This window comes from Ligilactobacillus ruminis ATCC 27782 (assembly GCF_000224985.1).
In the GTDB taxonomy this organism is placed as follows: domain Bacteria; phylum Bacillota; class Bacilli; order Lactobacillales; family Lactobacillaceae; genus Ligilactobacillus; species Ligilactobacillus ruminis.
In genome coordinates this window covers 1,542,855-1,565,973 of the sequence record NC_015975.1, presented here as the reverse complement: position 1 = coordinate 1,565,973, position 23,119 = coordinate 1,542,855, and the positions used below count along the sequence as shown (strand labels likewise).

The 23,119-nt window shown below is 42.8% G+C and carries 23 protein-coding genes, 1 other RNA gene and 1 pseudogene; 20 read left to right on the top strand and 5 right to left on the bottom strand.

Features of this window, described 5'->3' with window-relative positions; genetic code table 11:
- Positions 1 to 209: 209 nt before the first annotated feature.
- The 9 genes from LRC_RS12295 to LRC_RS07885 all read left to right on the top strand — a co-directional run bounded on the left by LRC_RS12295 (position 210) and on the right by LRC_RS07885 (position 5,680).
- Positions 210 to 548 (top strand): DUF2712 domain-containing protein, encoded by a 339-nt coding sequence (locus tag LRC_RS12295; protein ID WP_420805668.1) that lies wholly within the window; start codon positions 210 to 212, stop codon positions 546 to 548.
- Between the two features lie 68 nt (positions 549 to 616).
- Positions 617 to 1,309 carry a hypothetical protein gene (locus LRC_RS07920; protein ID WP_014073915.1) on the top strand — a complete coding sequence of 231 codons (693 nt, stop codon included), beginning with the start codon at positions 617 to 619 and terminating at the stop codon, positions 1,307 to 1,309.
- 133 nt (positions 1,310 to 1,442) lie between these two features.
- A complete protein-coding gene (locus tag LRC_RS07915; protein ID WP_143455477.1) occupies positions 1,443 to 2,141 on the top strand; it encodes a hypothetical protein in 699 nt (232 codons plus the stop codon).
- Positions 2,142 to 2,143: 2 nt separating this feature from the next.
- Positions 2,144 to 2,884 (top strand): hypothetical protein, encoded by a 741-nt coding sequence (locus LRC_RS07910; protein ID WP_039122018.1) that lies wholly within the window; start codon positions 2,144 to 2,146, stop codon positions 2,882 to 2,884.
- Positions 2,881 to 3,630, top strand: coding sequence for a hypothetical protein (locus LRC_RS07905; protein ID WP_041820070.1), 750 nt, complete (start codon positions 2,881 to 2,883; stop codon positions 3,628 to 3,630). Before LRC_RS07910 ends, LRC_RS07905 begins: the two co-directional genes overlap by 4 nt.
- A 1-nt stretch (position 3,631) precedes the next feature.
- Positions 3,632 to 4,279 carry an ABC transporter ATP-binding protein gene (locus LRC_RS07900; protein WP_014073911.1) on the top strand — a complete coding sequence of 216 codons (648 nt, stop codon included), beginning with the start codon at positions 3,632 to 3,634 and terminating at the stop codon, positions 4,277 to 4,279.
- Positions 4,269 to 4,775: a hypothetical protein gene (locus tag LRC_RS07895; RefSeq protein WP_041820067.1), complete on the top strand. Its 507-nt coding sequence runs from the start codon at positions 4,269 to 4,271 to the stop codon at positions 4,773 to 4,775. The genes LRC_RS07900 and LRC_RS07895 overlap by 11 nt, the downstream gene beginning before the upstream one ends.
- Positions 4,776 to 4,963: 188 nt before the next feature.
- Positions 4,964 to 5,431 carry a Dps family protein gene (locus LRC_RS07890; RefSeq protein WP_014073909.1) on the top strand — a complete coding sequence of 156 codons (468 nt, stop codon included), beginning with the start codon at positions 4,964 to 4,966 and terminating at the stop codon, positions 5,429 to 5,431.
- Between the two features lie 12 nt (positions 5,432 to 5,443).
- Positions 5,444 to 5,680, top strand: coding sequence for a cytochrome b5 domain-containing protein (locus LRC_RS07885; protein ID WP_014073908.1), 237 nt, complete (start codon positions 5,444 to 5,446; stop codon positions 5,678 to 5,680).
- Between the two features lie 58 nt (positions 5,681 to 5,738).
- On the opposite strand, the gene LRC_RS07880 is transcribed toward LRC_RS07885, so the two are convergent.
- Positions 5,739 to 6,257, bottom strand: a complete 519-nt coding sequence (locus LRC_RS07880; protein WP_014073907.1) for a DUF1836 domain-containing protein — start codon at positions 6,255 to 6,257, stop codon at positions 5,739 to 5,741.
- A 261-nt stretch (positions 6,258 to 6,518) separates the two neighbouring features.
- Between LRC_RS07880 and trhA the strand changes: the two genes are divergently transcribed.
- From trhA to LRC_RS07850, 6 genes are all read left to right on the top strand, one after another.
- Positions 6,519 to 7,148: a PAQR family membrane homeostasis protein TrhA gene (gene trhA, locus LRC_RS07875; protein WP_041820065.1), complete on the top strand. Its 630-nt coding sequence runs from the start codon at positions 6,519 to 6,521 to the stop codon at positions 7,146 to 7,148.
- A gap of 130 nt (positions 7,149 to 7,278) precedes the next feature.
- Complete coding sequence (locus LRC_RS07870) at positions 7,279 to 7,617, top strand: ArsR/SmtB family transcription factor (protein WP_014073905.1); 339 nt, start codon at positions 7,279 to 7,281, stop codon at positions 7,615 to 7,617.
- Positions 7,618 to 7,667: 50 nt separating this feature from the next.
- The gene (locus LRC_RS07865; RefSeq protein WP_014073904.1) at positions 7,668 to 8,348 is read left to right on the top strand and encodes a ribonuclease H family protein; all 681 of its coding nucleotides are present in this window, start codon (positions 7,668 to 7,670) and stop codon (positions 8,346 to 8,348) included.
- Positions 8,349 to 8,400: 52 nt separating this feature from the next.
- Positions 8,401 to 8,880, top strand: a complete 480-nt coding sequence (locus LRC_RS07860; RefSeq protein ID WP_003691723.1) for a universal stress protein — start codon at positions 8,401 to 8,403, stop codon at positions 8,878 to 8,880.
- A gap of 952 nt (positions 8,881 to 9,832) precedes the next feature.
- A complete protein-coding gene (locus tag LRC_RS07855) occupies positions 9,833 to 10,546 on the top strand; it encodes a helix-turn-helix domain-containing protein (RefSeq protein ID WP_014073901.1) in 714 nt (237 codons plus the stop codon).
- On the top strand, positions 10,483 to 11,397 hold the full coding sequence (locus LRC_RS07850) for an IS3 family transposase (protein ID WP_338034094.1): 915 nt from the start codon (positions 10,483 to 10,485) through the stop codon (positions 11,395 to 11,397). The genes LRC_RS07855 and LRC_RS07850 overlap by 64 nt, the downstream gene beginning before the upstream one ends.
- A 117-nt stretch (positions 11,398 to 11,514) precedes the next feature.
- Here LRC_RS07850 and LRC_RS07845 read toward each other — a convergent pair.
- The 3 genes and pseudogenes from LRC_RS07845 to trpX all read right to left on the bottom strand — a co-directional run bounded on the left by LRC_RS07845 (position 11,515) and on the right by trpX (position 14,162).
- Positions 11,515 to 12,280: pseudogene (locus tag LRC_RS07845) on the bottom strand (ABC transporter ATP-binding protein).
- Positions 12,277 to 13,173 carry an ABC transporter permease gene (locus tag LRC_RS07840; RefSeq protein WP_014073897.1) on the bottom strand — a complete coding sequence of 299 codons (897 nt, stop codon included), beginning with the start codon at positions 13,171 to 13,173 and terminating at the stop codon, positions 12,277 to 12,279. The pseudogene LRC_RS07845 and the gene LRC_RS07840 overlap by 4 nt, the downstream one beginning before the upstream one ends.
- Positions 13,170 to 14,162 carry a tryptophan ABC transporter substrate-binding protein gene (gene trpX, locus LRC_RS07835; protein ID WP_014073896.1) on the bottom strand — a complete coding sequence of 331 codons (993 nt, stop codon included), beginning with the start codon at positions 14,160 to 14,162 and terminating at the stop codon, positions 13,170 to 13,172. Before trpX ends, LRC_RS07840 begins: the two co-directional genes overlap by 4 nt.
- Positions 14,163 to 14,570: 408 nt before the next feature.
- On the opposite strand from trpX, the gene LRC_RS07830 reads away from it, so the two are divergent.
- The 4 genes from LRC_RS07830 to LRC_RS07815 all read left to right on the top strand — a co-directional run bounded on the left by LRC_RS07830 (position 14,571) and on the right by LRC_RS07815 (position 19,495).
- Entirely contained in the window at positions 14,571 to 15,962 is a 1,392-nt protein-coding gene (locus LRC_RS07830) for a L,D-transpeptidase family protein (protein ID WP_014073895.1), read from the top strand.
- An 832-nt stretch (positions 15,963 to 16,794) separates the two neighbouring features.
- Positions 16,795 to 17,164: a transfer-messenger RNA gene (gene ssrA / locus LRC_RS10700) on the top strand.
- A 100-nt stretch (positions 17,165 to 17,264) separates the two neighbouring features.
- Positions 17,265 to 17,996 (top strand): response regulator transcription factor, encoded by a 732-nt coding sequence (locus LRC_RS07820; RefSeq protein WP_014073893.1) that lies wholly within the window; start codon positions 17,265 to 17,267, stop codon positions 17,994 to 17,996.
- A complete protein-coding gene (locus tag LRC_RS07815; protein ID WP_014073892.1) occupies positions 17,993 to 19,495 on the top strand; it encodes a sensor histidine kinase in 1,503 nt (500 codons plus the stop codon). The genes LRC_RS07820 and LRC_RS07815 overlap by 4 nt, the downstream gene beginning before the upstream one ends.
- A 235-nt stretch (positions 19,496 to 19,730) precedes the next feature.
- Here LRC_RS07815 and LRC_RS07810 read toward each other — a convergent pair whose 3' ends face one another.
- Entirely contained in the window at positions 19,731 to 21,935 is a 2,205-nt protein-coding gene (locus LRC_RS07810; RefSeq protein ID WP_014073891.1) for an LTA synthase family protein, read from the bottom strand.
- A 250-nt stretch (positions 21,936 to 22,185) separates the two neighbouring features.
- Here LRC_RS07810 and LRC_RS07805 point away from each other — a divergent pair, with 250 nt between their 5' ends.
- Complete coding sequence (locus LRC_RS07805) at positions 22,186 to 23,049, top strand: GRP family sugar transporter (protein WP_014073890.1); 864 nt, start codon at positions 22,186 to 22,188, stop codon at positions 23,047 to 23,049.
- Positions 23,050 to 23,119: the final 70 nt, after the last annotated feature.

The window sequence follows — 23,119 nt, the reverse complement described above, 5'->3', positions numbered from 1 at the left end:
ATGAGGAAAAGGGTCGCCTTTGGGGCGGCTCTTTTTTTGTGGGGAAAATTAGTAAAATTTGATATTGACAGCATAAATTAATCGAAATATAATTCAAGTGTTAGGTGTATTTCTTTTTTTGGAGGATGTATTGAAATGAAAAAAATAGGTTTAAAATTAATGATTTTGCTAACAATGTTGGTTGCGGCATTCGAATTAGCGCAGGCGATTTGATTTCTGCTAATAATCACTCTGATACTCGATTCTCCAGATATAATCCTGGTGATGGCGGCAATTTAGCTACTGGAGCGCGTAAAAAAACGGATGCAAGTTCAATGTATACTTACAATGACAGGTCTGACGGACCATATGTTGCAATGGCATATGCAGCTCGTGGACCTCGGGATATTAATAAGGCTAAAGGATTTTATAAGGCATACAAAGTTAGAAAAGGACAACGTGTGTATGTTAAAAATTTAGTCTACGAAAATGGGTATAGATATGGTGGCTTGTTAATTTCGCCATATTGTGGACATGTAAATATGCTTTGGAGTCCGGATAGCATTTAGTTCACTTGTAATCAGCAAGAGATACACCTAACATTTATTTGAAATTTAATCGCACTGGGGGAATACCTGTGAGAAAAAAATACACGACTTTTGCCATCATAGCTTTGTCGGTTTTCGTTTTGGCATTTGCTTTTGTCAGAAACGGGAACTTTTTGAATGATTTGTTGCCTGAAAGCAAGGCAAGCTATGGTAAAAAAGTTAAGCTTTCTAAGAATGTCAGGTCAAAGAGAAGAGGGGATTTTCTTGAAGTTGAGACCGATGATATGAAAACCGTCAAGATGAATGAATCTTATCAAAATGACGGTGTAGAATACCGAGTTCTTTCGGCTGTATCCAGCAAAAAATTAGTTAACATCGAACGAACGGACAGGAAATATTATTATGATGAGAAAATTTCGATGGATGCAAATAACAATTTGGTTGGTGATGATTCATACGTAACGTTGGAAATTTTAGCTAAAAATAAAAAGAATCGTGATTATACTTTTCATCTTCCTAGTGCGCAGTTAAGGGTCAAAGGCGGTAAGGACACAATAGAAGATTACGAGGCAATGTTGATGAATCCTTTTGATGAGATGGGACATCTTAAGCTTGAGCACGGCAAGGAAAGAAAATTTTATATCGCATTTGTCGTTAAGGATACCGAGTTGAAAGATTATCATGACAGGTTGTGTCTGTTGATTGACGGAAAAGGCCAGCTGATAGGGGACTCAAAGCATTTAACGGAAGTTGATTTGAGAATTGACAAGGTGAAGGGGTAGTATTTTGGGAGCAATTTTTAAAGTTGATTTAAAGCGAGCATTTTTATCCAGGGGGTTTTTGATTGCAATTTGGGGTGGATGCATTTTATGCGTCTGGCAGTTTGCTGAAAGAATTCCCAGCATGTTGTTTATTATGAAACAGGTTGTTTCTGGAAATTCAGGGTATGATTCGCCCGATGTGCTTTATGGCAGTTGGCTTGGCGCGGCGTGCGGAGATGTTCAGAACAATTACTTTTTTTTGATTTTACCGCTTCTTGCAGTGCTTCCGATCGGGAGCAATCTTTATCAAGATATTCAAACAGATTATTTAAAACAATTGGAACTTCGAGTCAAAAGGAAACAGGTGCTATTTGCTAAGTGGCTGGCTGCTTTTGTTTCGGGAGCTGTTACCGTAACGTTGCCGCTTTTATTGAGCTTGTTGCTGTATATGAGTTTTTTTCCGGTCACAAAAATGTATTCTGGCGGAACGGCGGCATTAATGTTGGGGATATCGGATACCGATGCGATTGCGAACGTTCTTCTCCCTGAGCACCCGATGATTTATACGTTGTTTAGTTTATGTTTGATATTCATGATATCAGGTTTGTTTGCAGCTTCGTCGTTAATAACGGCATATGTTTCCGAGTATCGGGCGGTTGCACTGACGTTGCCGTTTGTTTTGAATTTGGCAATACTGACCGTATTCAAATCAGTCGGATGGTACGAAAAAAGCTTTACGGCATATATTCAGCCAGGTGGGACGGGGGCCATAGGTTTAGTCACGAACGTGATGACGATATTATTCTTATTGATCACCCTTCTTCCCGTTTTTTTCAGGTTGGGGGATGATTGATTTTGAAAAAATGCAGAGCAGAGACGTTGCTTATTTTTTTGAACGTCCTTTTGACGATTTTTTTTGAATTAAACAGTATCAAGAATTTTCAAAGTTATGAATTGAGCTACAGTGTTGCGGATGGGCTCGTTTCATGTTTGAACGTCCGCATTATCGGCATGTGCGGGATTTTATCAGCGATTGTTGCTGAGATAGTCATTTTTAAAAATGATTTCAAAATAAACTATGCAATCAGAAACAAGAGCCGGCAAAAAATATTTTTGAAACAGGTTTTAAGATTATTTTGGTTCAGTTTCTTTTCAACGCTTGCGGTCTATGCGGCAACAATTTTGCTTTATTTGTTTTACAGCAACGTTCTGATCGATTGGAGCTATGGGTCAAGCGTTTTTTACGCAACGATCAAACACGTTTCTCATGCAGATTTCTTGCTTGTTTTGGTGATGACCTTTTTTTGTTATTTTGTGGTGCTTTTTTCATTATTGTCAGTATTTTTGATGTTGCGTTGGATTTTCAAAAATTATCTTTGGGGATTTTTGATTTTTTTGATGATGATTGCATATGATTCTATCGTAATCGAAAAAGATCGTTTGGTTTTTTCGGCAACGAAGCTGGTTTCTTATTACTCAAGCTGGAATAAGCCGTTCATGATGATGGCGGAATGGTTGTTTTTAATGTCAGTATTGATGATGGGCGTGTTTTTCTTCAGCAAATCGAGGTTCGTTAACAGGGGGGAACTTTGTTGATCAAGAAGTTTACATATGATTTGAGAGGTATTTTTTTGCAAAATCAAAAGTGGCTCATGATTACGTTGATGATAACTTTTTTGGTCTCGCTCGATGATTACGGCAACAAAGGAACGGCGGCAATTCTTGAGTTTTTCAGAGGAATACCAATCTACTGGAGAAATGACCTGCCGTTCTGTTTGATTTTAACTTTTTATCTCATTTTATATTCGGCAGTGCTTTATTTGGCAAAGGAAAGCAACGACAGCAAAACAAACGTCTTGCTGCATTTTTCAAGCAAGAAAATTTGGATTGAAAGCAAGCTTTTTTGTTTGACAATTTATGCGCTTGGCGATTTGGCGATGATTTATTTGGGATTGTTTTCTTTTTCCTTTCTTTTCCCCAAAAGGATTTCTCAAGGTAATTTGGCTCAAGCGATACCGCAACCAGAAATTATCAAATATCTTTTTATAACGGTTCCTGTCTGCTTGTGCTTTTTGCTTGCAATCGGAATTTTGGCATATTATCTCATTAATTTTGCTTCATCGCTGATGATAATGTTTTTGATTATAATAATGTCATTTTTCAAATTTTCTGAATGGAACCCGTTTACCTTTTTCATGTTGCAAAGAAGCACGTTCGTATCAGTTTCAGGAGTGAATTTTACAAAATCGTGGGTATTTATCGTGCCGCTTTGTGTAATTTATGTCGGGTTGATAATATTTGCCGATAAATTGGAGATTTTAAAAGAAAAAAAGAGGGATTAAGATGGAAATAGAGTTGTCAAACGTTACCAAAACAATAAAAAAACAACAAATTTTACGCGGCATAAATTTGAAACTGCAATCCGGAAATATTTATGGATTACGTGGCAAAAACGGTGCCGGAAAGAGCGTGCTGTTGAAATTGATTTGTGGAATCGATACGCCGACCGAGGGCGAAATCAGAATTGACGGCCAGGTTCTCGGGAAAGACATATCTTTTCCAAAAAGCGTCGGGGCACTGATTGAAAGCCCGAGCCTGATTGAAAATCAAACGGCGATGGGAAATTTGAAATCACTTGGCGCCATCAAGAAGATTGCGACTCAAGAACAGATGGAATCTTTGCTGCAATATTTTGGACTTGATCCAAAAGACAAGAAGAAAGTCAAGAAGTATTCGCTTGGGATGCGGCAGAAGCTTGGCATCATCATGGCGTTGTTTGAAAATCCGGAGCTGATTATCTTGGACGAGCCGCTTAATGCGCTTGATGAGCAAAGCAGCCAGCTGTTGTTGGAACTTGTAAAAAAATACAGAGCGGACGGCAGCTTGATTATTGTAGCATCTCATGATCGAGAAGAACTTGATTATTTATCGGACGTTGTTTTGGAGTTAAAAGACGGCAAGATAAAGGCAGGTCAGACAAATGAAAGCTAAAAAAATAATGGCAGGGTGCCTGCTTGTGTTATTCTGTATGATTTTTGCAAATATCCTGCGCGTCAATCTTTCGTATAAAGAACCGCAAAGACTTGACTATAAACTGAACGAAAAAGTTTCATTGGAAAACGGCGCAAGCATGAAGGTTGAATCTTTTAAATTTTTGAATACTGCAGAATATGAACGCTACATTAAGAAGAATTTTCCGAATGAAACAGTTGAAGGCAAGGAGGGCGTTAAGGCCATTTTAGTCAAAGTCAAAGAGCACGGAAAAATTTCTGGAGCAGGTGATTTGAAACAGATGCAGCTTAATGCCGGAAATTTTCAAAATGCATCGGCAATCGAATTTAACCAAACCAAAAAAGATATTTCAACGTATGTTTACGAAATTCCCTCGTCCTTGATGACAAATGATCATTTCAAAAATGCTTCCAAATTGAAGTACCGACTTGTAGTAAGATGTTATCCAAAACAAATTTTTGTCAATTTGAATTAAGTTGATTGTAATCCTCGTTGTTGAATGGGGATTTTTTTGTTGATAAACATGCATTTACTGTCAAAACTGAAAATGGTTCAGACTCTGCATTTTACAGACGGAAAGTCAAAATATTTGCTAGACCAGCGGTTGACAATTATAATGAAGGTGTAGTTGTAACCGATGTCACAAAAAATGAGGTGTTTAAGATGAAGTATCAAAAAACAAAAGAAGTTTTGAATCAATTAGTGGCCGATCTGAGTCAGATGGCAATGGTCATTCATCAGACTCACTGGTACATGCGCGGGACGAACTTTTTGAAGCTGCATCCTTTGATGGATGAGTTCATGGATGAAATCAACGCTCAGCTCGACGTGATTTCGGAGAGACTGATTACGCTTGACGGAGAACCGTTTTCGACTTTGAGAGAAATGGCCGATCATACGGGAATCAAAGATGAGAAGGGAACTTTTGGAAAAGGAACGCCGGAGCGATTGGCAACGCTTGTCAAAGATTATCGCTATCTGGAAGAGCTTTATCAAAAGGGAATTGAAGTTTCTGATGAGGAAAAAGATTACAGCACTCAAGACATTTTCATCGGATTCAAGACTGAGATTGAAAAGAAGATTTGGATGATTCAGGCCGAATTGAATGAAGCTCCTGAAATTGACGCATAGAGGTGCAATATTATGGAAGAAAAAATTTTCACCGAAAAAGAGCTTGAAAAATATGACGGGCAAAACGGAAATCCCGCATACGTAGCAATTGACGGAGTCGTGTACGACGTGACTAACGTTTCGGCTTGGAAGGACGGCGTGCATCACGGAAACAAGGCTGGCCAAAACTTAAGCGAGATCATCAAGAAATCGCCGCATGGCAAAAAGGTTTTGGATAAATTAGAAAAGGTCGGAAAACTGGCGGATTAAAAATTTTTCGAGCCAAAGAATTTGTGCAAAAAAATAGCTCTGTGCCTCGAGCACGGAGCTATTCGTTTTTTGATGACATGATTTTTTGACTGACCAACCGGTAAATAACGGCTCTGACAGCCAGTTCTTCTGAAATTGAAACACATTCAAGCTTAGTTGCCGGCATTTTGATCGAAATCGAATCGTTTCCTGAATAAAGCGCATGCAGCGTTTGATTGAATCGATCGGAAAAATTGTCATAGGCAATTTGAACGCTTTCTTCATCACGAATGACTCTTTCGATACAGTTTCGAATCGTTTCGAGCGGATAGGTCGTTTTCAAAAGGCTGATGACGATCAGTTCAGCAATGTGTTCAGCCCTGTAACGCTTTTTTTCCGGACGAGACATCAGTCCTTTTTTGACGTAGCTGTTGATCATTGAAGAGGTCAAAGGCGTTTCTGAAAAACACGCAAGATAGCTATTGCCGAGGCTGACGAGCTGTTCCATATAAAGCTCGAAGTCCGGGAATTCCTCCCATTTGGGCAGATGATGGTCGTCAAGATCGGACAACCAAAGTTTGATGTCAAAGTTTTCCATCGTTTTAAAACCTCTCGTTTGGCATATGAGCCTAATGGAAATTATATCATATTCGGGAATTTGGTGTCAGCCGAATTTAAGGTTCTGTTCTTGATAAATGCAGTGAAGAGAGGCTGCTGATCTTTTTTGGGGGACGTGTTTTGGATGATTTTTGAGATCTTTTAATGGAAGCAGAAGTTGACCTAGAATGCTAATCTAGTTATAATCGATTTATAGTTTATGATTGTGCTGAAAATTTGTGAAAAAGAAAGGGTGATGACAGTGGAAAGAAAGCAACGGGTCATTAATGAAGTATGGAGTGCCATTACTCATGGCGTGGGGGCTGCGCTTGGAATCTGGATGCTTGTTTTATTGATCTTGAAAGGGGCTGCGACGCATGATTTGAAGACGATCATGGCGTTTATCGTATACGGAACAAGCATGCTGCTTTTGTATTTATTTTCGACTTTGTTCCATTGTCTGTATTTTACGAAAGCAAAACGGGTCTTTCAAATATTCGATCACAGCGGAATTTACCTGATGATTGCTGGAACCTATACGCCTTATTGTCTGCTTGCAATCAAGGGCAGCTTGGGGTATGCTTTGTTGTTTGCGGTCTGGGTGCTTGCGCTCGCAGGAATCGGTTATCATATTTTGGCAAGAAACCGTAAGCAGGTCGTTGAAACGATCATTTACGTCGTCATGGGATGGATGTGCGTTTGCGGTTTCAGACCGATGTACCTGTCGCTTGGCAAAAACGGATTGCTGCTCCTGTTTTTGGGCGGGATAGTTTACACGCTGGGGGCTTTGGTATATAGTATAAAGGGCGTTAAATATGCACATGTCTGGTGGCATATGCTGGTAATGATCGGCTCCGGATTGATGTTTTTGTCAATTTATTTTTACTTATGATCAACAGGAATAAATAAATTTCAAAAGGTTGATGTAAAAGGGTTGTAAACGTTTGCTATTCTTTTATTTTAATGTTATTCTATATATGGATGAAGAGATAGGGAAGTGCCCTTTGAAAGGAGTGGTTTCTATGCCAACAGTGCAATTAACGCCCAACCAAAGTGTTGCTTTAGATAACTTTACCAATGAGTTTGAAGTAATCAACGCATTGGCGGATCGCAATCGTCAACGGATTATCGTTCTTTTGTGTGAAAATTTGAAGGATGGTTTGACTGTGACTGAGATTACGGACAGAATGTCGATCACTCAGCCGGCTGTGTCCCATCACTTGAAAATTTTGCGCGAGGCAGGCTTAGTTAATTTTAAGAAGAACGGCTTGCAAAGCGTGTACTTCGTTTCACTGGATGAGCCGCTTTCCCGGCTTGAAACCGTGATTCATGATTTGAGGACGAAAATTACGGAAGAATAGATCATCAGGGCAAGATTTGGTCTTGCCCTGCTTTTTTTGGAGGAATTTTTTTGGCAGGAAAGTTTTATGCAGTTGCATCAGGCAGAAAGACCGGCATTTTTAAGACTTGGGCCGAGTGTCAGGCTCAGGTAAAAGGTTTTTCCGGTGCAAGATACAAGAGCTTCCAAACTTTGGAAGAGGCACAGCGGTTTGTTGACGGCAAATCCGAGCAGAAGCTAAAAACATCAGGTGCTGAAGCCAGCACTGGATTTAAACCGGAAATCGTAATTTATACTGATGGCGGTTCCCGGAATCACGGCAACAGGCTCGGTCAGCACGTCAAGTCGAATGACAAGGCCGCGTGGGCTTTTTTGGCTGTAAAAGGCGAGCGGGAAGTGGCAAAATCTGGCAGCGAATACGGTGCGACGAATAATCGCATGGAAATCATGGCCTTCAGAAACGCGCTGATGTGGCTTGATTATTATCGATTAAACGACAAACGTTTGCTTTTCGTGCTTGATTCGAAGTATGTGCTCGATGCGGTGACGAAACGCTGGCTTTTTTCATGGGCCAAAAAGGGATGGAAAACAGCCTCAGGAGAACCTGTCAAAAATCGTGAACTTTGGGAAGAAGTCCTGGAATTGCTCAAAAAGTTCAAGAATGCAAAGTATGTCTGGACCAAAGGCCATGCAGACAATTACGGAAACAATAAAGTTGATCGGCTGCTGAACGAAGAAATGGATAGAATGTAATTGATTTTGTGCTATAATAAAATCGTATTCAAACATTTAAGGAGTGATTATTATGGGCGAAAAGCTGAATGGTGATTTTGAAATCGAACCGAAAATCTTTACCAAGATTTTGGTGGCCGTTGACGAAGATGATTCGCAATCATCCATCAACGCATTCAACTATGCCGTGACAACGGCTAAACGCTTGAATGTTCCCTTGGGAATCGTTTCGATTCTTGAAGTCGGTGATTTCAACATTTTTGATACGTTGAGTCCTGAAGTTTTGGACGAAAGACGCGCACAGGTTGCTGATGACCTTGCTGGCTACGTCAATAAGGCACGCTCTTTTGGCGTCAAAGACGTAACGGCATATTCGGGCGAAGGCAAACCGGGCGTCGTCATCATCAATGATATTTTGCCGGACGTTAATGCTGATTTGCTTGTTTGTGGTTCCAAGACAAAGCCTCTTACAGGTCGCAAGAGGGTCTTCTTGGGATCACAAGCCAGCTATATGTCTCAAAATGCTCCTTGTTCCGTAATCGTTGTAAGATAAGGAACATTTGGATGATCAATGCGGAATTTTCGCGGATGAAGCGGAGATTCCGCTTTTTTGCATTAAAAATGCAGAGCAGGTTGATGCGATGTCGTTGCATTGCATCGGGAGAAGGAACGTGGAAAGCATTATTTGTTCTGATTTCGGTTCCGTGCGGGTTTGATTTAGGCGTGGGAGTAGACAAAAATTGAGAGAAGGGCTGAGTTTTTGTCTACTTGTGGCGTCGCGGGGGCCGGATTTTGAGTCGGTGGTAGACAAAAATTGAGAGAAGGACTGAGTTTTTGTCTACTTGTGGCGTCGCGGGGGCCGGATTTTGAGTCGGCGGTAGACAAAAATTGAGAGAAAGGCTGAGTTTTTGTCTACTTGTGGCGTTGCGGGAGCCGGATTTTGAGTCGGTGGTAGACAAAAATTGAGAGAAAGGCTGAGTTTTTGTCTACTTGTGGCGTCGCGGGGACCGGATTTTGAGTCGGTGGTAGACGAAATTCGGTAGAAAAGCCCGTTTTTGTCTACTTTGGGAGGCGCGGGGGCCGGATTTTGAGTCGGTGGTAGACAAAAATTGAGAGAATGGCTGAGTTTTTGTTTACTTGTGGCGTCGCGGGGGCCGGATTTTGAGTCGGCGGTAGACAAAAATTGAGAGAAAGGCGTTGTTTTTGTCTACTTGTGGCGTTGCGGGAGCCGGATTTTGAGTCGGTGGTAGACAAAATTCGGTAGAAAAGCCCGTTTTTTGTCTACTTTGGGAGGCGCGGGGACAAGCATCTGCGGGCAGCCAGTAAGCCAGTCTTAGGCATTGATTGAGCAAGCGATACGCAGTGCCGTATTTGACAAAAAGTTTATTTTCATGCATCAAAATTGAAAATGCCGGACAAAATCTGTCGTCTTGCGACGGTTATAATGTCCTTTAAGTATACAGGTAAAAAAGAAAATTTGCTGTATGCTTGGAGGGCATTTTCATATGGGAAGAAAATCGAAATATTCTGCTGATTTTAAGCTGATGATCATTCATGAAGCAGAAACATTGGGAATCACCAGAACATCAAGGCTGTATTCCATATCAGACCATACCATCAGAACCTGGAAGCTCATCTATAAGTATCAGGGTATTCAGGGCCTGGAACCCACACGTTCAAATAACACATATTCCAGTGAATACAAGGCATCACTGGTTGAAGAATATCAGAAGTCAGATGAGAAGCTTGAAGAGTTCGCCATCAGCCACGGGCTGAGAGGCCGTACCCAGCTAAGTCAATGGATTATGAGGTATAATGAATCTATCTTAGAGGATCACAGATCCGGAAAGCGAGATTCAGGAATGAAGGGCAGAAAGACAACTTTTGACGAACGGCTGAAAATCATTGAACAGCTGATAAGACACGATGTTGACTACAACTGGGCGGCTGAACATTACAATGTCAGCTATAATCAGGTCTACGGATGGTATCGGAAGTACACCGGAAGCGGCAACAATCCGGAATCGCTGCGTGACCGCAGGGGGAAGGCCAAACCGGAATCAGAACTCACTGAAATGGACCGGTTGAAGAGGGAAAACAAACTTCTCGAGGCCAGACTTCATCAGCAGGAAATGGAGATAGCCTTCGCAAAAAAATTAGTCGAAATAAGCAACAGGGAGGCGAAAAAGGAATTAGGCAGAAGACCATCAGGGAACTGAACGAGGAATACGGCTGGTCAGTCAGTGAACTGTGCAGAACAGTCGGTATAACCAGAGATGCACACTATAAGTGGCTCAAACGTGGAACAAGTAAGCATCAACAGGAACAGTCAGACCTTCTTTCAGCAATTATGGATCTGGAGAAGGAACACAAGGGTACTCTGGGCTATCTGGGAATGACCACGCAGCTTGCCTCGGAAAACAGGCTGTACTTCAAGGCCGGTCTCAAGCGCGTCACCAACTGCATGAGAAGCAACGGAATCACATCCAACGTGAGAAGAAAGAAACGCAACCGTATCAAGAGACGCGAAGAATACATCAATGACAACCTGTTGAAGGGACAGTTCGACAGGAAAGGCAAAAATGAAGTCTGGGTTACTGACACTACTGAAATCAAGTACGGCAACTCCGGTCACAAGGCAAGAGTGCATGTTGTTCTGGACTTATACGGCCGTTATGCATTAAGTTACAACATTTCGGAAACAGAGACATCGTCGGCTGTAATCGACACCTTCAAGCGGGCGTTTGAAGACGAGCCGGACGCTCATCCGATGGTTCACACGGACCGCGGAGCAGCATACTGTTCAATGGATTTCAATAATTATCTGACAGAGAATAAATGTGTTCACAGTATGTCTCATCCCGGGCATCCATGGGAGAATTCGCCTATGGAACGCTGGTGGAACGATTTCAAGCACATCTGGATGGATCATCATCCACGGCCTGCCAACCTTGAAGAGCTTGAAACATTAGTTCAAGGCGCAATAGATTATTTCAACAGGAAACGTGCCTATGCGTCAAAAAACGGCCTGACCGCAGAACAGTTCCGCAATCAAGCCGTATCTTGTTAGTTAAAATTTTATATTTGAACTGTATACTTGACAGAACATAGTACAGACTTCCTTTGTTCGGCATTTAATTTATTTCAAGAGGAAAACGTGGCTTTTTTCAGCCCGTTGCCAGTCGATTCAATTAGTAAAAAATTTCAAAATCTCATCTTCCGTCAAATTGTCTTTTTCTTTGCCGCTTTTATCAAGCACGATTTTGCCGTCGTTTTAAGATGATCATGCGATTGCCGTATTTCAAAGCGTCTTTTAAGTGGTGCGTGATCATGATGCATGTCAGCTGTTTTTCTTCGATCGTGTTTTGAGTAAGCTCCATCAGCTGCTGGCTCGTTTTGGGATCAAGCGCTGCCGTATGCTCGTCAAGCAGCAAAATTTCAGGATTGCCCATCGTGGCCATCAAAAAACTCAAAGTTTGTCTTTGTCCGCCCGAAAGGTCGCCGGTGAAAGTGTTGAGCCTTTCTGAAAGCCCGTTTGGCAATTTTTTGGTCAGTTCGCTAAATTCAGGGAGCGCATTGTTCAGACCGCGCAGTTTCAAGCGGCGCTTTTGGCCGCGACGCTTTGCCAAAAGAAGATTTTCTGCCACCGTCATTCGTGGTGCCGTGCCTGCTTTGGGATCTTGGAAGACCTGCGAAATGAAGCGGGCGCGTTTGACGACTGAAAGTTTCGTGACGTCGTTTCCGGCAATTTTGAGCGAGCCGCTTCTTGGGGAAAGCGAACCGTTGATGACGTTTAAAAGAGTTGATTTGCCTGCCCCGTTCGTTCCCAATAAAGTAATGAAGTCGCCTCTTTTGACGTTTAGGCTGATATTTTTTAAGATTTCTTTTTCTTCGGAAGTTCCTTCATTGACGCAGGTCGTGACGTTTTGCATTTCTAAAATATTTTCGCTCATGGGCGCTCGACTCCTTTTTTCAAAATGATGCTTGTTTTGAATTTCTTTTCAAATAACGGAAGCGACAGGCAGATTGCAAGCACGAGCGCGGAAATCAGCTTGAAATCGTTCGTGCCGAATCCGAGTTTCAAAACGATCAGCAAAACGAAACGGTATAAGATGCTTCCGATGACGACGGCAATCAGGCGAACCGTCAAGCTGAGGTTTCCGAATGCGACCTCGCCAATGATGATTGCGGCAAGGCCGATGACGATCGTTCCGATGCCCATGTTGACGTCCGCATAGCCGTTGTTTTGCGAGATGATGCCGCCACAAAGCCCGATCAAGCCGTTTGAAATCATCAAACCGAGGATTTTCATGTCGTTGGTATTGATGCCTTGCGAAAGTGCCATTTTTTCATTGTCGCCGGTTGCGATCAGCGACTGTCCCAGCTCTGTATTTAAAAAGAGGGCAATCAAGATGATGACGATGACGGAAAATGCAGTGCCGACAAGGACCGACGGGAAGTTTTCAGGAAGGCTGGTCAAGAAGCTGCAGGAAAAAAGCGTCTTCTTGTGCAGCAAGCCGACCGTGGCCTTGCCCAAAACGCGCAGGTTGACGGAGTAGATGCCCGTCATGACGAGGATTCCCGAAAGAAGAATCGGAATGTGCAGCTTAGTATAAAGCAATCCGGTGACAAGCCCGGTCAAAAGTCCTGCCAAAAAGGCGAGCAAGGTGGCTTCGGCCGGGCCAAGGCCATGAGTGATCGCGCTGACGCAAACGGCAGCACCAAACGGGAAGGTTCCTTCGACCGTCATATCCGGGAAGTTCAAGATTCTGAATGTGATGAAAAGGCCGATTCCAAGCAAACCCCAGATCAGGCCTTGTCCGATTGCTGATACGATTAATGTCATTTGATGATGCTTCCTTTCTTTTGTGCTTGATTCAAAGCCGTCTTGGGAATGTCTAAGCCGAGTTCTTTAGCGTGCTTCAAATTGATGTGCGTTTGTCCGAGTTTGACATAGCGAAGCGCCATGTTGCCAGGCTTTTTGCCATCGAGAATTTCCGCAGCCATCTGCCCGGTCAGTTTGCCCAATTCGTACTGGCTGACGCTGACGGTGGCAATGCCTCCGTGCTTGATCATGGACGTGACTGAAGGAAAGACCGGAATTTTTTTGGCGTCGGTGTTCTTGACGACGGTCGAAAAGCCGGAGGCAACGGTGTTGTCCGTCGGAATATAGACGGCCTCGACTTCAGAGGCCATGGTCGAGCTTACCTGATCGATGTCGTTTGTCGAAGTGATCGTGTAGTCCTTGACCTTGATACCTTCTTTTTTGGCCAATTGTTTGAATTCTTTGAATTCGGCAGTCGACGAGTCGTCGCTTGAAGTATGCAGACCGCCGATGACCTTGACGTTTGGCATGATCGTCTTGATAAGTTTGACCTGCTGTTTGACCGGTTCCCTGTGAATGACGCCCGTAATGTTTGCACCGGGATGTTTGATGTTTTTAACGAGGCCGGCACCGATCGGGTCGCTGATGGCGCCCATGACGACGGGCGTTTTGCCGTTGGCAACGTTGGCAAGCGATTGAGCTGCCGGAGTTGCGATGCCGATCATGACGGCCGAATTTTCATTTTTGAAACGATCGCTCATCGTTTTCAGGCTGCTTTGGTCTCCTTCTGCATTCTGATAATCGAGCTTGATCGTTTTGCCGGGCACGTAGCCGTTTTCCTTCAAGGCGTCCACGATGCCGTGATGAATCGAATCAAGGGCGGGGTGCGTCATCAGCTGAAGGATGGCAACGGTCGGTTTTTCCTGTTTGGTTTCCTGCTTGCTTTCGTAAATGAAGGCATAGCCTAAAAAAATAACGAGTGCTGAAATTGCTGCGATAAGTCTTTTCATATTGTTTTTCCTTTCCTGATAAAATTCAGTTCGTCAGATCGGTCTGCAGAAAAAAATAAAACCCTGCATTTTCCATGCAGGGACAAAAAAATGCCTGCATGAACGTGTCAATCCATGCAGGCTATGCTGAAGAAACCGGCACAGATACGATCTGACGAGGTCGTATCTGCACAGACAGAAGCAACCTCAATTACCGGCTTTGCCAACGAGTATTCAAGTTGATTACTGATTCTGTCATAACTGTTCTTCCTTTCCGTTGATGTTGGTTCAATTATAGTTTGGTTAAATTACAATGTCAAGCATTAATTCAAATTTATCTTGTTTAATGAAAACCTGCAACTTGATATGAATGTGTGTTTGTTATATTATGGTACTTGTAATATTTCTGTAATAATTAAGGAGATATATATGGATAAGAGTACAAAAAAACTCCAGATAGGACTGTGGTCGATTGTCGCAGCGCTTGTGGTCGGCCTTTGCTGCATGTGGTATTATCAGGCGCATCATTTCAATGAGAATGTGACGATCAACGGCATCAGCGTGGGAAAAATGACGGCAAAAGATGCTGCCGATCACTTGAAAAACGTTACGCTGGATAACACGGTTTATGTTGGAAATGACGTGATTTATCGCGGCAAAAAGACTTCTGCAGGTTTTTCTTCAAAAGACGATGGCAAGATCGAAAAAATTTTGAAGAAACAATTTACGTTCGTTCCGTCTTCGGTTCAAAAAAATTACGAGGTTGCCCCAAGCAACGTCAGCGATTATCGAAAGAAGGAATTGAAAAAGAAAGTCAAGGACGCTTTGACCAAGGCAAACTTGAAAAGAAAAGCCGCGATCGACGCATATGCCGTCATGAAGGACGGCAAGGTTTCGATTGTTCCGGCAGAAAAAGGAACGCAGTACGACGTGCCGAAAATCATGAAGGAGTATGACAAGCATCTTGCTGATTCGACTCTGCATTTAAAAGAAAGAATCTTGCAGCCATTGGCGGCATCAAGCAAGGTTGTTCAAGCAGAAAAGCAAAAGCTCGATTCGCTTGCCAAAAAGGAGACGACCTATAACGTTCAGGGCAAGACTTACGAAATGAAGGCTGCCGAGCTGTTGAATTCCGCACGCGTCATCAACGGAAGATACAGCTATGACGACACGGGACTCAGAAACAAGATTGATGAAATCAATGCGGCACAGGCAACGCTCAACAAGCCGCTGGCGTTTAAAACGACCGGCGGAAGCACGGTCAGCGTTCCGGCCGGTACTTATGGCTGGGAAATCGGCAAGGATGATGCGGTCGACAGCATTGAAACTGCTTGGCAAAACGGCACCAAAGAAATCAAGGCCGAAAAAGACATTTATGGCAAAGGATACTATACTTACGGAACGGGCTATGCGACGACGCAAAATGGCGGAATTGGCGGAACATATGCCGAAGTTTCGATTTCGGAACAAAAGGTCTGGTTGTACAAAAACGGTCAGCAGGTTTATTCAGCGGACTGCGTGACGGGCAAGCAAAGCGCTAACGAAGGGACTCCGCGCGGCGTCTGGTACATAATGTACAAGCAAAGCCCGTCGGTTCTCAAGGGCAGCGAATCCGGAAAAGAAAACTATGAGGTCAAAGTCAAGTACTGGGCACAGTTTACCAGCAGCGGCTGCGGTTTCCACGATGCTTCGTGGCGCAGGAACTGGGATAAGAAAGCCTATATCAATGACGGGTCGGGCGGTTGCGTAAATCTGAAGGCTGATCAGGCCGCACCAATCTATAATCTCTTGGAGGTTAAAGAACCGGTCATCGTGTACTAAAAAATTTTGATGAATCGTTCGGACGTTTGGCGAAGATTTCATGGCGACGTCAGAAATAAGCAAAAAGAAAAGAGGCTGGGGAAAAAGTTCTGTTTTCCGCTTGAATTAAACGAAAAGACGAATGAAGGAGGTCGGGTTGCGACTGACTTTGTTCGTCTTTTTTAATTTTCAACGAAAAAACTGCTTTTTTCAAGCGGCAGTACTGCTCAACCAATCTATCCAAGATTTCACTCAAATTTACGGACAAAAGCTGCTTTTTGGAACGTTTGTCCGTAAAACCGGGTCCGAAACGAAACGTCTTAATTTTTAAGGACAACCGGCCATTTTTGTCCATTTTGTCCGTAATCGCCTTTTTTCGAGCAAGCTAATCACTGACAAAGGCTCCATTTTCATCGATGTATCCGTAAACGACGGTGATTTTGCCAACTGCAGCTCCTGTTCAATCAGCATGCTGAGCCATCAGGCAAAGTTACCACCAAATTATTTTTGGATATTTCCATCATGTCAGTTGCTTGTCACGCATACGCAAAACGCAGGATTAGATTTGCGCTTAATTGCAAATCATCCGGGGGTTTAATTTGAGGCAGATTTTTTCCAAGCCTCTTTTTTGATTAAAAGATATCTGTTGGCGCAAGTAGTTGTTTGAACCAATGTAAAAGAATAAGTAATTATTTTGATAATTTTTTTATGAAAATGAAGATGATTTATCTTCTTTTTGAAATTTGGGAAATTCGTGGAAATATTTTGTTGAGTTTTAAGTATAAATATGCTATTTTTGAATTTAAATAGCTTTCATTTATTGACATTTTATGCTATGATGAAGTTAATCAATGGGGATGTTTAGGATTCGACAGGTATAGGTCGGGCTCAAGTTGCGTCTGGTAGGTTGCGTCTACCCTAAAACGCTCAGTTAAATATAACTGCAAAAAATAACAACTATTCTTACGCTTTAGCTGCCTAAAAAACAGCGGGCGTAGATTCGCCCAACATCGTCCATGTGCTGTCAGCGAGTCTTAAATTAAGTGGACTTACGCTCAAGGCTCCCATCTGAAGCCAAGAGAAGAGAATAATCAGGTTAGTCAATCGTGTGTGCCTGGTTGCACGGCTTTGCTATTGATGAAACTTAAATAGTGTGACTATGGGCGTAGAAGCTTGAGTTGCGATATGCTTGGACGCGGGTTCAATTCCCGCCATCTCCATATGACGAACGTCGACGATGTGCAACTGACTGTATGTTGTCGTCGTTTTTATTTAAAAAAGTGTGCAATAATAAATTTTTACACGTGGGGAGCGGTTTTATCTATGAAATTGTTAATGATAGAAGATAACAAGTCAGTGTCAGAAATGATGTCGATGTTTTTCCGAAAGGAGAAGTGGGACGTTGAATATGCTTATGACGGACTTGAGGCAATTGACATTTTCAAAAAAGATCCGGAAAGCTGGGATATGATAACGCTTGACCTTAATTTGCCAGGAATGGACGGACTTCAGGTCAATGCCGAATTACGAAAGATTTCGCCAACTGTTCCGATTATTATTTTAACCGCCAGGGATTCCGAATCGGATCAGGTTTTGGGACTTGAAATGGGCGCTGATGACTATATCGTCAAGCCGTTCTCACCGATTACGCTGATTGCAAGAATCAAAGCGCTTCATCGTCGTGCAGAGATGCCACCGCTTGGAAAGAACGGCATCGTGGCTGAAGAAAGCAATGACGGCTACGATGTTGTGACGTCTCATTTCAAACTCAATTCAAAAACACGCGAAGCATATCTTTCCGGCAAGCCAATCAACGATTTGACGCCAAAGGAATTCGATCTGCTCAAGACGCTTGCGCAAAAGCCGCGTCAGGTATTTTCAAGGGATCAGCTGCTTCAATTGGTCTGGGATTATGAATATTATGGGGATGAAAGAACGGTTGATGCCCATATCAAGAAACTGAGACAAAAGATTGAAAAAGCTGGTCCGCAAGTTATTCAAACGGTATGGGGAGTCGGATATAAATTTGATGATTCTGGAGTATCTGATAAATGAAAATGTTCTATCAGCAGTTCTTGGCATTCTTCTTAATGATTACCATTACGCTGCTTACTTTGGGCATGACCTTTTTGGGGCTTTCTCGTTCCATGTTTTATCAGAATACCTGGGACAGATTACAAGATTATGCTTATGCGGTCAAGACTCAAGCAATGGACATCAGACAGGGAAAAGATTCGAAAGTCGTTGTCGATAAGAAAAAACTTGTGATTACGGAACAGATGCTTTCCGGGCGTCACATTAAAATCAGGATCTATACGGAACCTGATAAGCTCATTTTTCCTGATTCCAAGAAAGCAACGACCAAGATCAGTTCTAAATGCTGGTCCAAATTGAAAAGAGGCCAGTCCGTTCGAGCAAAAACGAGCGATTCGCGAGGATTTTTCAAGGACTCAAATCGTCAGCTGACAAACATCTATGAACCGTATCTTGATATCAAAGGAAATTTGATGGCGGTCGTTTCGGTTGGAACCGTGATGAATGGGATTGAGGAAAACTTAAAAGAAATCAAACGGAATCTGCTATATGCGTTCTTTACCGCAGTCGTGTTGGGAACGATTGTCATTTTTGTCTTGACGCATTATTTTACGAACAGAATCACTAAGATTCAACGAGCCACAAGACAGGTTGCCAACGGCGATTTTGATGTGCAGATTGATACATGTCATCATGATGAGTTGGATGATTTGGCTGAAGACTTTAACCTGATGACCCGGTCGTTAAAAGAATCTCAAGTCGAAATCGAGCGTCAGGAACAACGAAGACATGAACTGATGGCAAATGCAGCTCATGAAATGAGGACGCCTCTGACGACGATCAATGGTCTTTTGGAAGGGATGGCATATGGCGCATTGCCGGAAGAAGATCAAGAACAATGCATTAATTTGATGAGAAAAGAAACGACGCGTTTGATCAGGCTTGTGAATGAAAATCTTGATTATGAAAAGAGCAGGTCAGGCGAGCTTGTTTTGGCCAAGACCAATTTCGATGCGACGTCAGCCATTAATGACGTTGTCAGTCAGTTGCATAAAATGGCCGGAGACGTTGGCGACAGGTTCATCGTCAAACTTCCTCCGTTGCTTAACGTTTATGCCGATAAGGATCGTTTCATTCAAATCATCACGAACATCGGAAAGAATGCCGTGCAGTTCACAAGAGACGGCACGATTACGATTTCCGGAGAGAAGCATGGCAACGATACGATGATCAGCATTGCTGATACCGGAATCGGGATGACCGATGAGGAAATCAGCAATATGTGGGAGCGATATTACAAGGCCGATCCGTCTCGAAAGGTTGCCAAATATGGCGAATCAGGCATCGGCATGGCCATCGTTCACCAGCTTTTACAGCTTCACCATGCCAAAGTATGCGTTGACAGCGCACCGGGCAAGGGAACAACGTTTACCTTGCTGTTTCCTGGTGAGGCGATTGCAAGCGATGGCAGCGATCAGCCGCAAGATGACGGCAGCGTCGTTGTCGATAGTCGCGATTGAGATTTTGAGGCAGTCCCTCTTGATTAAACGAAACGCTGGACAAGGGAGTAGATTTAAGACTGCTTTTGTCCGGCATTTTTTTCAATTTTGATATCTGGGAACAGACTGCATTTAAAAAAGCTGGACGAATTCAGTCGCAAATCGACCGAATTCGTCCGGCTTTTCGTTTAACTCAAGGGATAAAAGAGACTTTTTTCCCAGACTCTTTTAAACTGAGGCATATTTTATTGTCAAATTATTTGGTTGAGGTTGCAACGCTCGTGTCTGATGATGCCGAGGACGACGAAGATGATGCCGCCGAAGGCAAATCCTCAGATGATGCTTTTTTATTTGCGCTTTCAAGGTTGGCTTTTTCAAAATCGCTGTTATCGACTTCCGGAGCATCGGTTTCATAATCGTTTAAAGTAGATTTGTCACCGTTTTGATGCCATAAGCTCTTGGAATTGTTGCCAAGAGTCTTTTCCAAATCTAAAAGCTTGCCATAGCAATTTTTGTAATTGTAGTCTGCCGGATTTACCGGCGTGAAACCTTCAGGAACGTAAAAACGCAAAAGATTTTGATTGTTGAGCGAGTCTGACAGCGCGAGTTTTTCGCTGACTTTCTTTTGAGCTCGGTCAATTTTTTCTTTGACTTCATCAGTCGGGTGGGTGACGACGTTGCCGGTTCCGTTTTCGTAAATGGTATTTCCGATAACGGTATAATGTGGAGTAATGAAGTTTTCATTGCGAAAGGCCACCGTTTGACTATGATCGGTTGAGAACAGGTCGGAACCAAACATCAAGTACTTTTTGGTGTCAATGCCGACAAGGTGAAGAAGCGTCGGCAAAACATCAATTTCACCACCATAGGTATCAAGAACCTTGCCGTCCGTCATGCCGGGAATGTGGATCATAAACGGCACGCGCTGAAGCTGAGCATTATCGTAGTCGCTCCACGTCGAACTGGATTTTCCAAGCAAAGGAGCAAGTTTCAAGTTGCGCGAATTGGAGATTCCGTAATGGTCGCCGTAAATGACGATGACGGAATTTTCGTACAGGCCTGATTTTTTCAGATAATCGAAGAATTCTTTAACGGCCTGGTCAAGATAATGCGCAGTCACGAAGTAATTGTCGACCGAACTGTCACCGGTATCGGCAGCCTTGAACGTTTTGTTTTGCGAATCAATCACGAACGGAAAGTGGTTGGAAACGGTAATGAACTTCGCATAAAACGGCTGCTGCAGATGTTCAAGATATTTAACGGAATCTCGGAAAAGCAGTTTGTCTTTGACACCGTACTCGGTCAAATTCTCCGAATCGGTATCATAATAGCTCGCATCAAAGAAATTTTGGTAGCCAAAGTTTTTATAAACGTTGTCGCGATTCCAAAACGAGCCTGAATTTCCGTGAAATACAGCGGAGGAATAGCCGCTTTGCTGGTTCAAGATGGCTGGTGCCGCTTCAAAGGTGTTGTCCGTTCCCAAAGCAGAGAATAGCGATCCTTGCGGCAGCCCGAATGCGCCCGTTTCAAGCATCGTTTCCGCATCCGAAGTTTTTCCTTGACCGACCTGGTTGAAGAAATTTGAAAAACTGTAGGTTTCCTTTCCGTTATACAAACTGTTTAAAAACGGCGTCACGGATTTGCCATTGAGTTTGTAGTTGATCAAAAACTGCTGAAAGCTTTCAAGGTGGATCACGATGATGTTTTTGTTTTTGGCAATTCCGAACATGCTTGGGTTAGGATGCGCATAATTTTTTTGCGTATAGGAAATCACCTTGCTCAAATCCGAGCTGTCAGCATTTGATCTTGCCTGGTTGTTTTTGGCTGTCTTAAGTCCGTCATAAACGGTAAAAGTATCGATTCCCAAATACTTTACAAGATAGTTGCGGTCGAACGTTCTCGTCAGAAGCTGCGGACGATCGATTTCTCCAAGCGTAATGTTCAGCATCAAAAAGAATAATGAAAACGACGTCATGGCGACAGCCTGTTTGCGGACAATCGGGCGTTCGTCAAGTTTGATTTTTTTAAGCAGGAGCAAGATCAAAACAACGATCAGATCCCCGATAATGGCAATATCCTGTGGTTTAATCATTGAAAATGAACTCGTGCTCAAGCCTTGAGAAACGGATGAGTAGCCGAAGATGACGTTGATGGTCATGAAATCGGTGAATTCACGGTAATAAATAACGGAAATCAAAAGCAGCACTGAATTTGCCGTATAAAGCAAAAACAAACACAGATATGCCGGCAATGTTCGCTTAATGTAAAGGGCAATCGAAAAAATCAGCAGAGTCGTCGCAATCGGGTTTATCAATAAAACGAAATATTGATAAATTCCGCTGACCCCTAAGTGGAAGTCGACCAAGTAAACAAAGATTGTTTTGGCCCAGAACAGGAATGCGCAGAGCGTAAAAAAGCCCCAGCGCGTATTCATGAAATTTCTAAATTTTGTCCAGCTCACAAACGCAAACCGTCCTTTCTTTGAGTCTAAACCTAAGATACAATTTTACTCCTAATATTTCGGGATAGTCAATCAAACGCTGATATCTTAGAAAATAGTTAACTTTAAAATCAGCCAGGAAAAGTTGATGATAGGAAAACTCATCAAAAGCACATAGACTTTCAAGAACATAATCTTGAAAATTAATAGATGTTATTGTTAAAATGTTATAGCAAAGAGAATTTTTTATATAAGAGAGGTAAAGAGAATAATGTGGATTGCACTTGTTCCCATGCTTGCATGGGGAAGCATAGGACTTGTCAGCGGAAAGATGGGCGGCGACGCTCATCAGCAGACGCTCGGAATGACGTTTGGCGCATTGATTTTTGCCATCGTCACGACGATTTTTTCATTTCAGCATTTTTTGCAATATAACTCGTTTAAGCTTTGGGCCGTCGGAATCGTTTCCGGACTTTGCTGGTGCTTGGGGCAAAACAACCAATTTAAGGCAATGAAGGCCATCGGGGTTTCTAAAGCAGTTCCGATTTCGACCGGTGCGCAGCTTGTGACGACGACAATTGCAGGCGCTATTTTTTTCCATGAATGGACGACGACAAGACAGCTCGGATTCGGTTTTTTGGCGCTTTTGTTCTTGGTTTTGGGCGTCGTATTTACGTCTTTGCGCGACAAGAGCAAAGCTGACGATGACGGAATCAAAGAAGATCGAACGGAAGGGGCAAAGACCATAATCATTTCGACGATCGGTTTTTTGCTTTATACCGTTGTGGTAACGCTTTTTAGCGTCAATACCCAGGCAATGATTTTGCCGCAAGCGGTCGGAATGGTTCTTGGCGGCTTCATCTTTTCATATCGCAAGAACTCGTTTGAAAAACCGATGTACAAAAACATGCTGACGGGACTTTTCTGGGGTGCCGGCAACTTTTGCATGTTCCAGGCAACGACATTGGTCGGACTTGCGATCAGTTTTTCGCTTTCCCAATCCGGAATCGTAATTTCGACGTTTGGTTCGATTTTCCTGCTTGGCGAAAAGAAGACCAAAAAAGAAATGGGTTATGTCACGATTGGATCGATTTTGGTAATCATCGGAAGCATCATTTTAGGGATGCTTAAATAATGGCATTTTAATTTTATGCTGGATATGTGAACACTGGATTTGACATAAACTTTACAAAAAATATAAGGAT

Coding starts and splice junctions, on each gene's coding strand:
- LRC_RS07900 (WP_014073911.1), top strand. CDS start 3,632: ATGGAAATAGAGTTGTCAAACGTTACCAAAACAATAAAAAAACAACAA.
- LRC_RS07830 (WP_014073895.1), top strand. CDS start 14,571: ATGGATAAGAGTACAAAAAAACTCCAGATAGGACTGTGGTCGATTGTC.
- LRC_RS07890 (WP_014073909.1), top strand. CDS start 4,964: ATGAAGTATCAAAAAACAAAAGAAGTTTTGAATCAATTAGTGGCCGAT.
- LRC_RS07855 (WP_014073901.1), top strand. CDS start 9,833: ATGGGAAGAAAATCGAAATATTCTGCTGATTTTAAGCTGATGATCATT.
- LRC_RS07805 (WP_014073890.1), top strand. CDS start 22,186: ATGTGGATTGCACTTGTTCCCATGCTTGCATGGGGAAGCATAGGACTT.
- LRC_RS07895 (WP_041820067.1), top strand. CDS start 4,269: ATGAAAGCTAAAAAAATAATGGCAGGGTGCCTGCTTGTGTTATTCTGT.
- LRC_RS07915 (WP_143455477.1), top strand. CDS start 1,443: ATGAAACAGGTTGTTTCTGGAAATTCAGGGTATGATTCGCCCGATGTG.
- LRC_RS07870 (WP_014073905.1), top strand. CDS start 7,279: ATGCCAACAGTGCAATTAACGCCCAACCAAAGTGTTGCTTTAGATAAC.
- LRC_RS07885 (WP_014073908.1), top strand. CDS start 5,444: ATGGAAGAAAAAATTTTCACCGAAAAAGAGCTTGAAAAATATGACGGG.
- LRC_RS07840 (WP_014073897.1), bottom strand. CDS start 13,173: ATGACATTAATCGTATCAGCAATCGGACAAGGCCTGATCTGGGGTTTG.
- LRC_RS07880 (WP_014073907.1), bottom strand. CDS start 6,257: ATGGAAAACTTTGACATCAAACTTTGGTTGTCCGATCTTGACGACCAT.
- LRC_RS07815 (WP_014073892.1), top strand. CDS start 17,993: ATGAAAATGTTCTATCAGCAGTTCTTGGCATTCTTCTTAATGATTACC.
- LRC_RS07860 (WP_003691723.1), top strand. CDS start 8,401: ATGGGCGAAAAGCTGAATGGTGATTTTGAAATCGAACCGAAAATCTTT.
- LRC_RS07820 (WP_014073893.1), top strand. CDS start 17,265: ATGAAATTGTTAATGATAGAAGATAACAAGTCAGTGTCAGAAATGATG.
- trpX (WP_014073896.1), bottom strand. CDS start 14,162: ATGAAAAGACTTATCGCAGCAATTTCAGCACTCGTTATTTTTTTAGGC.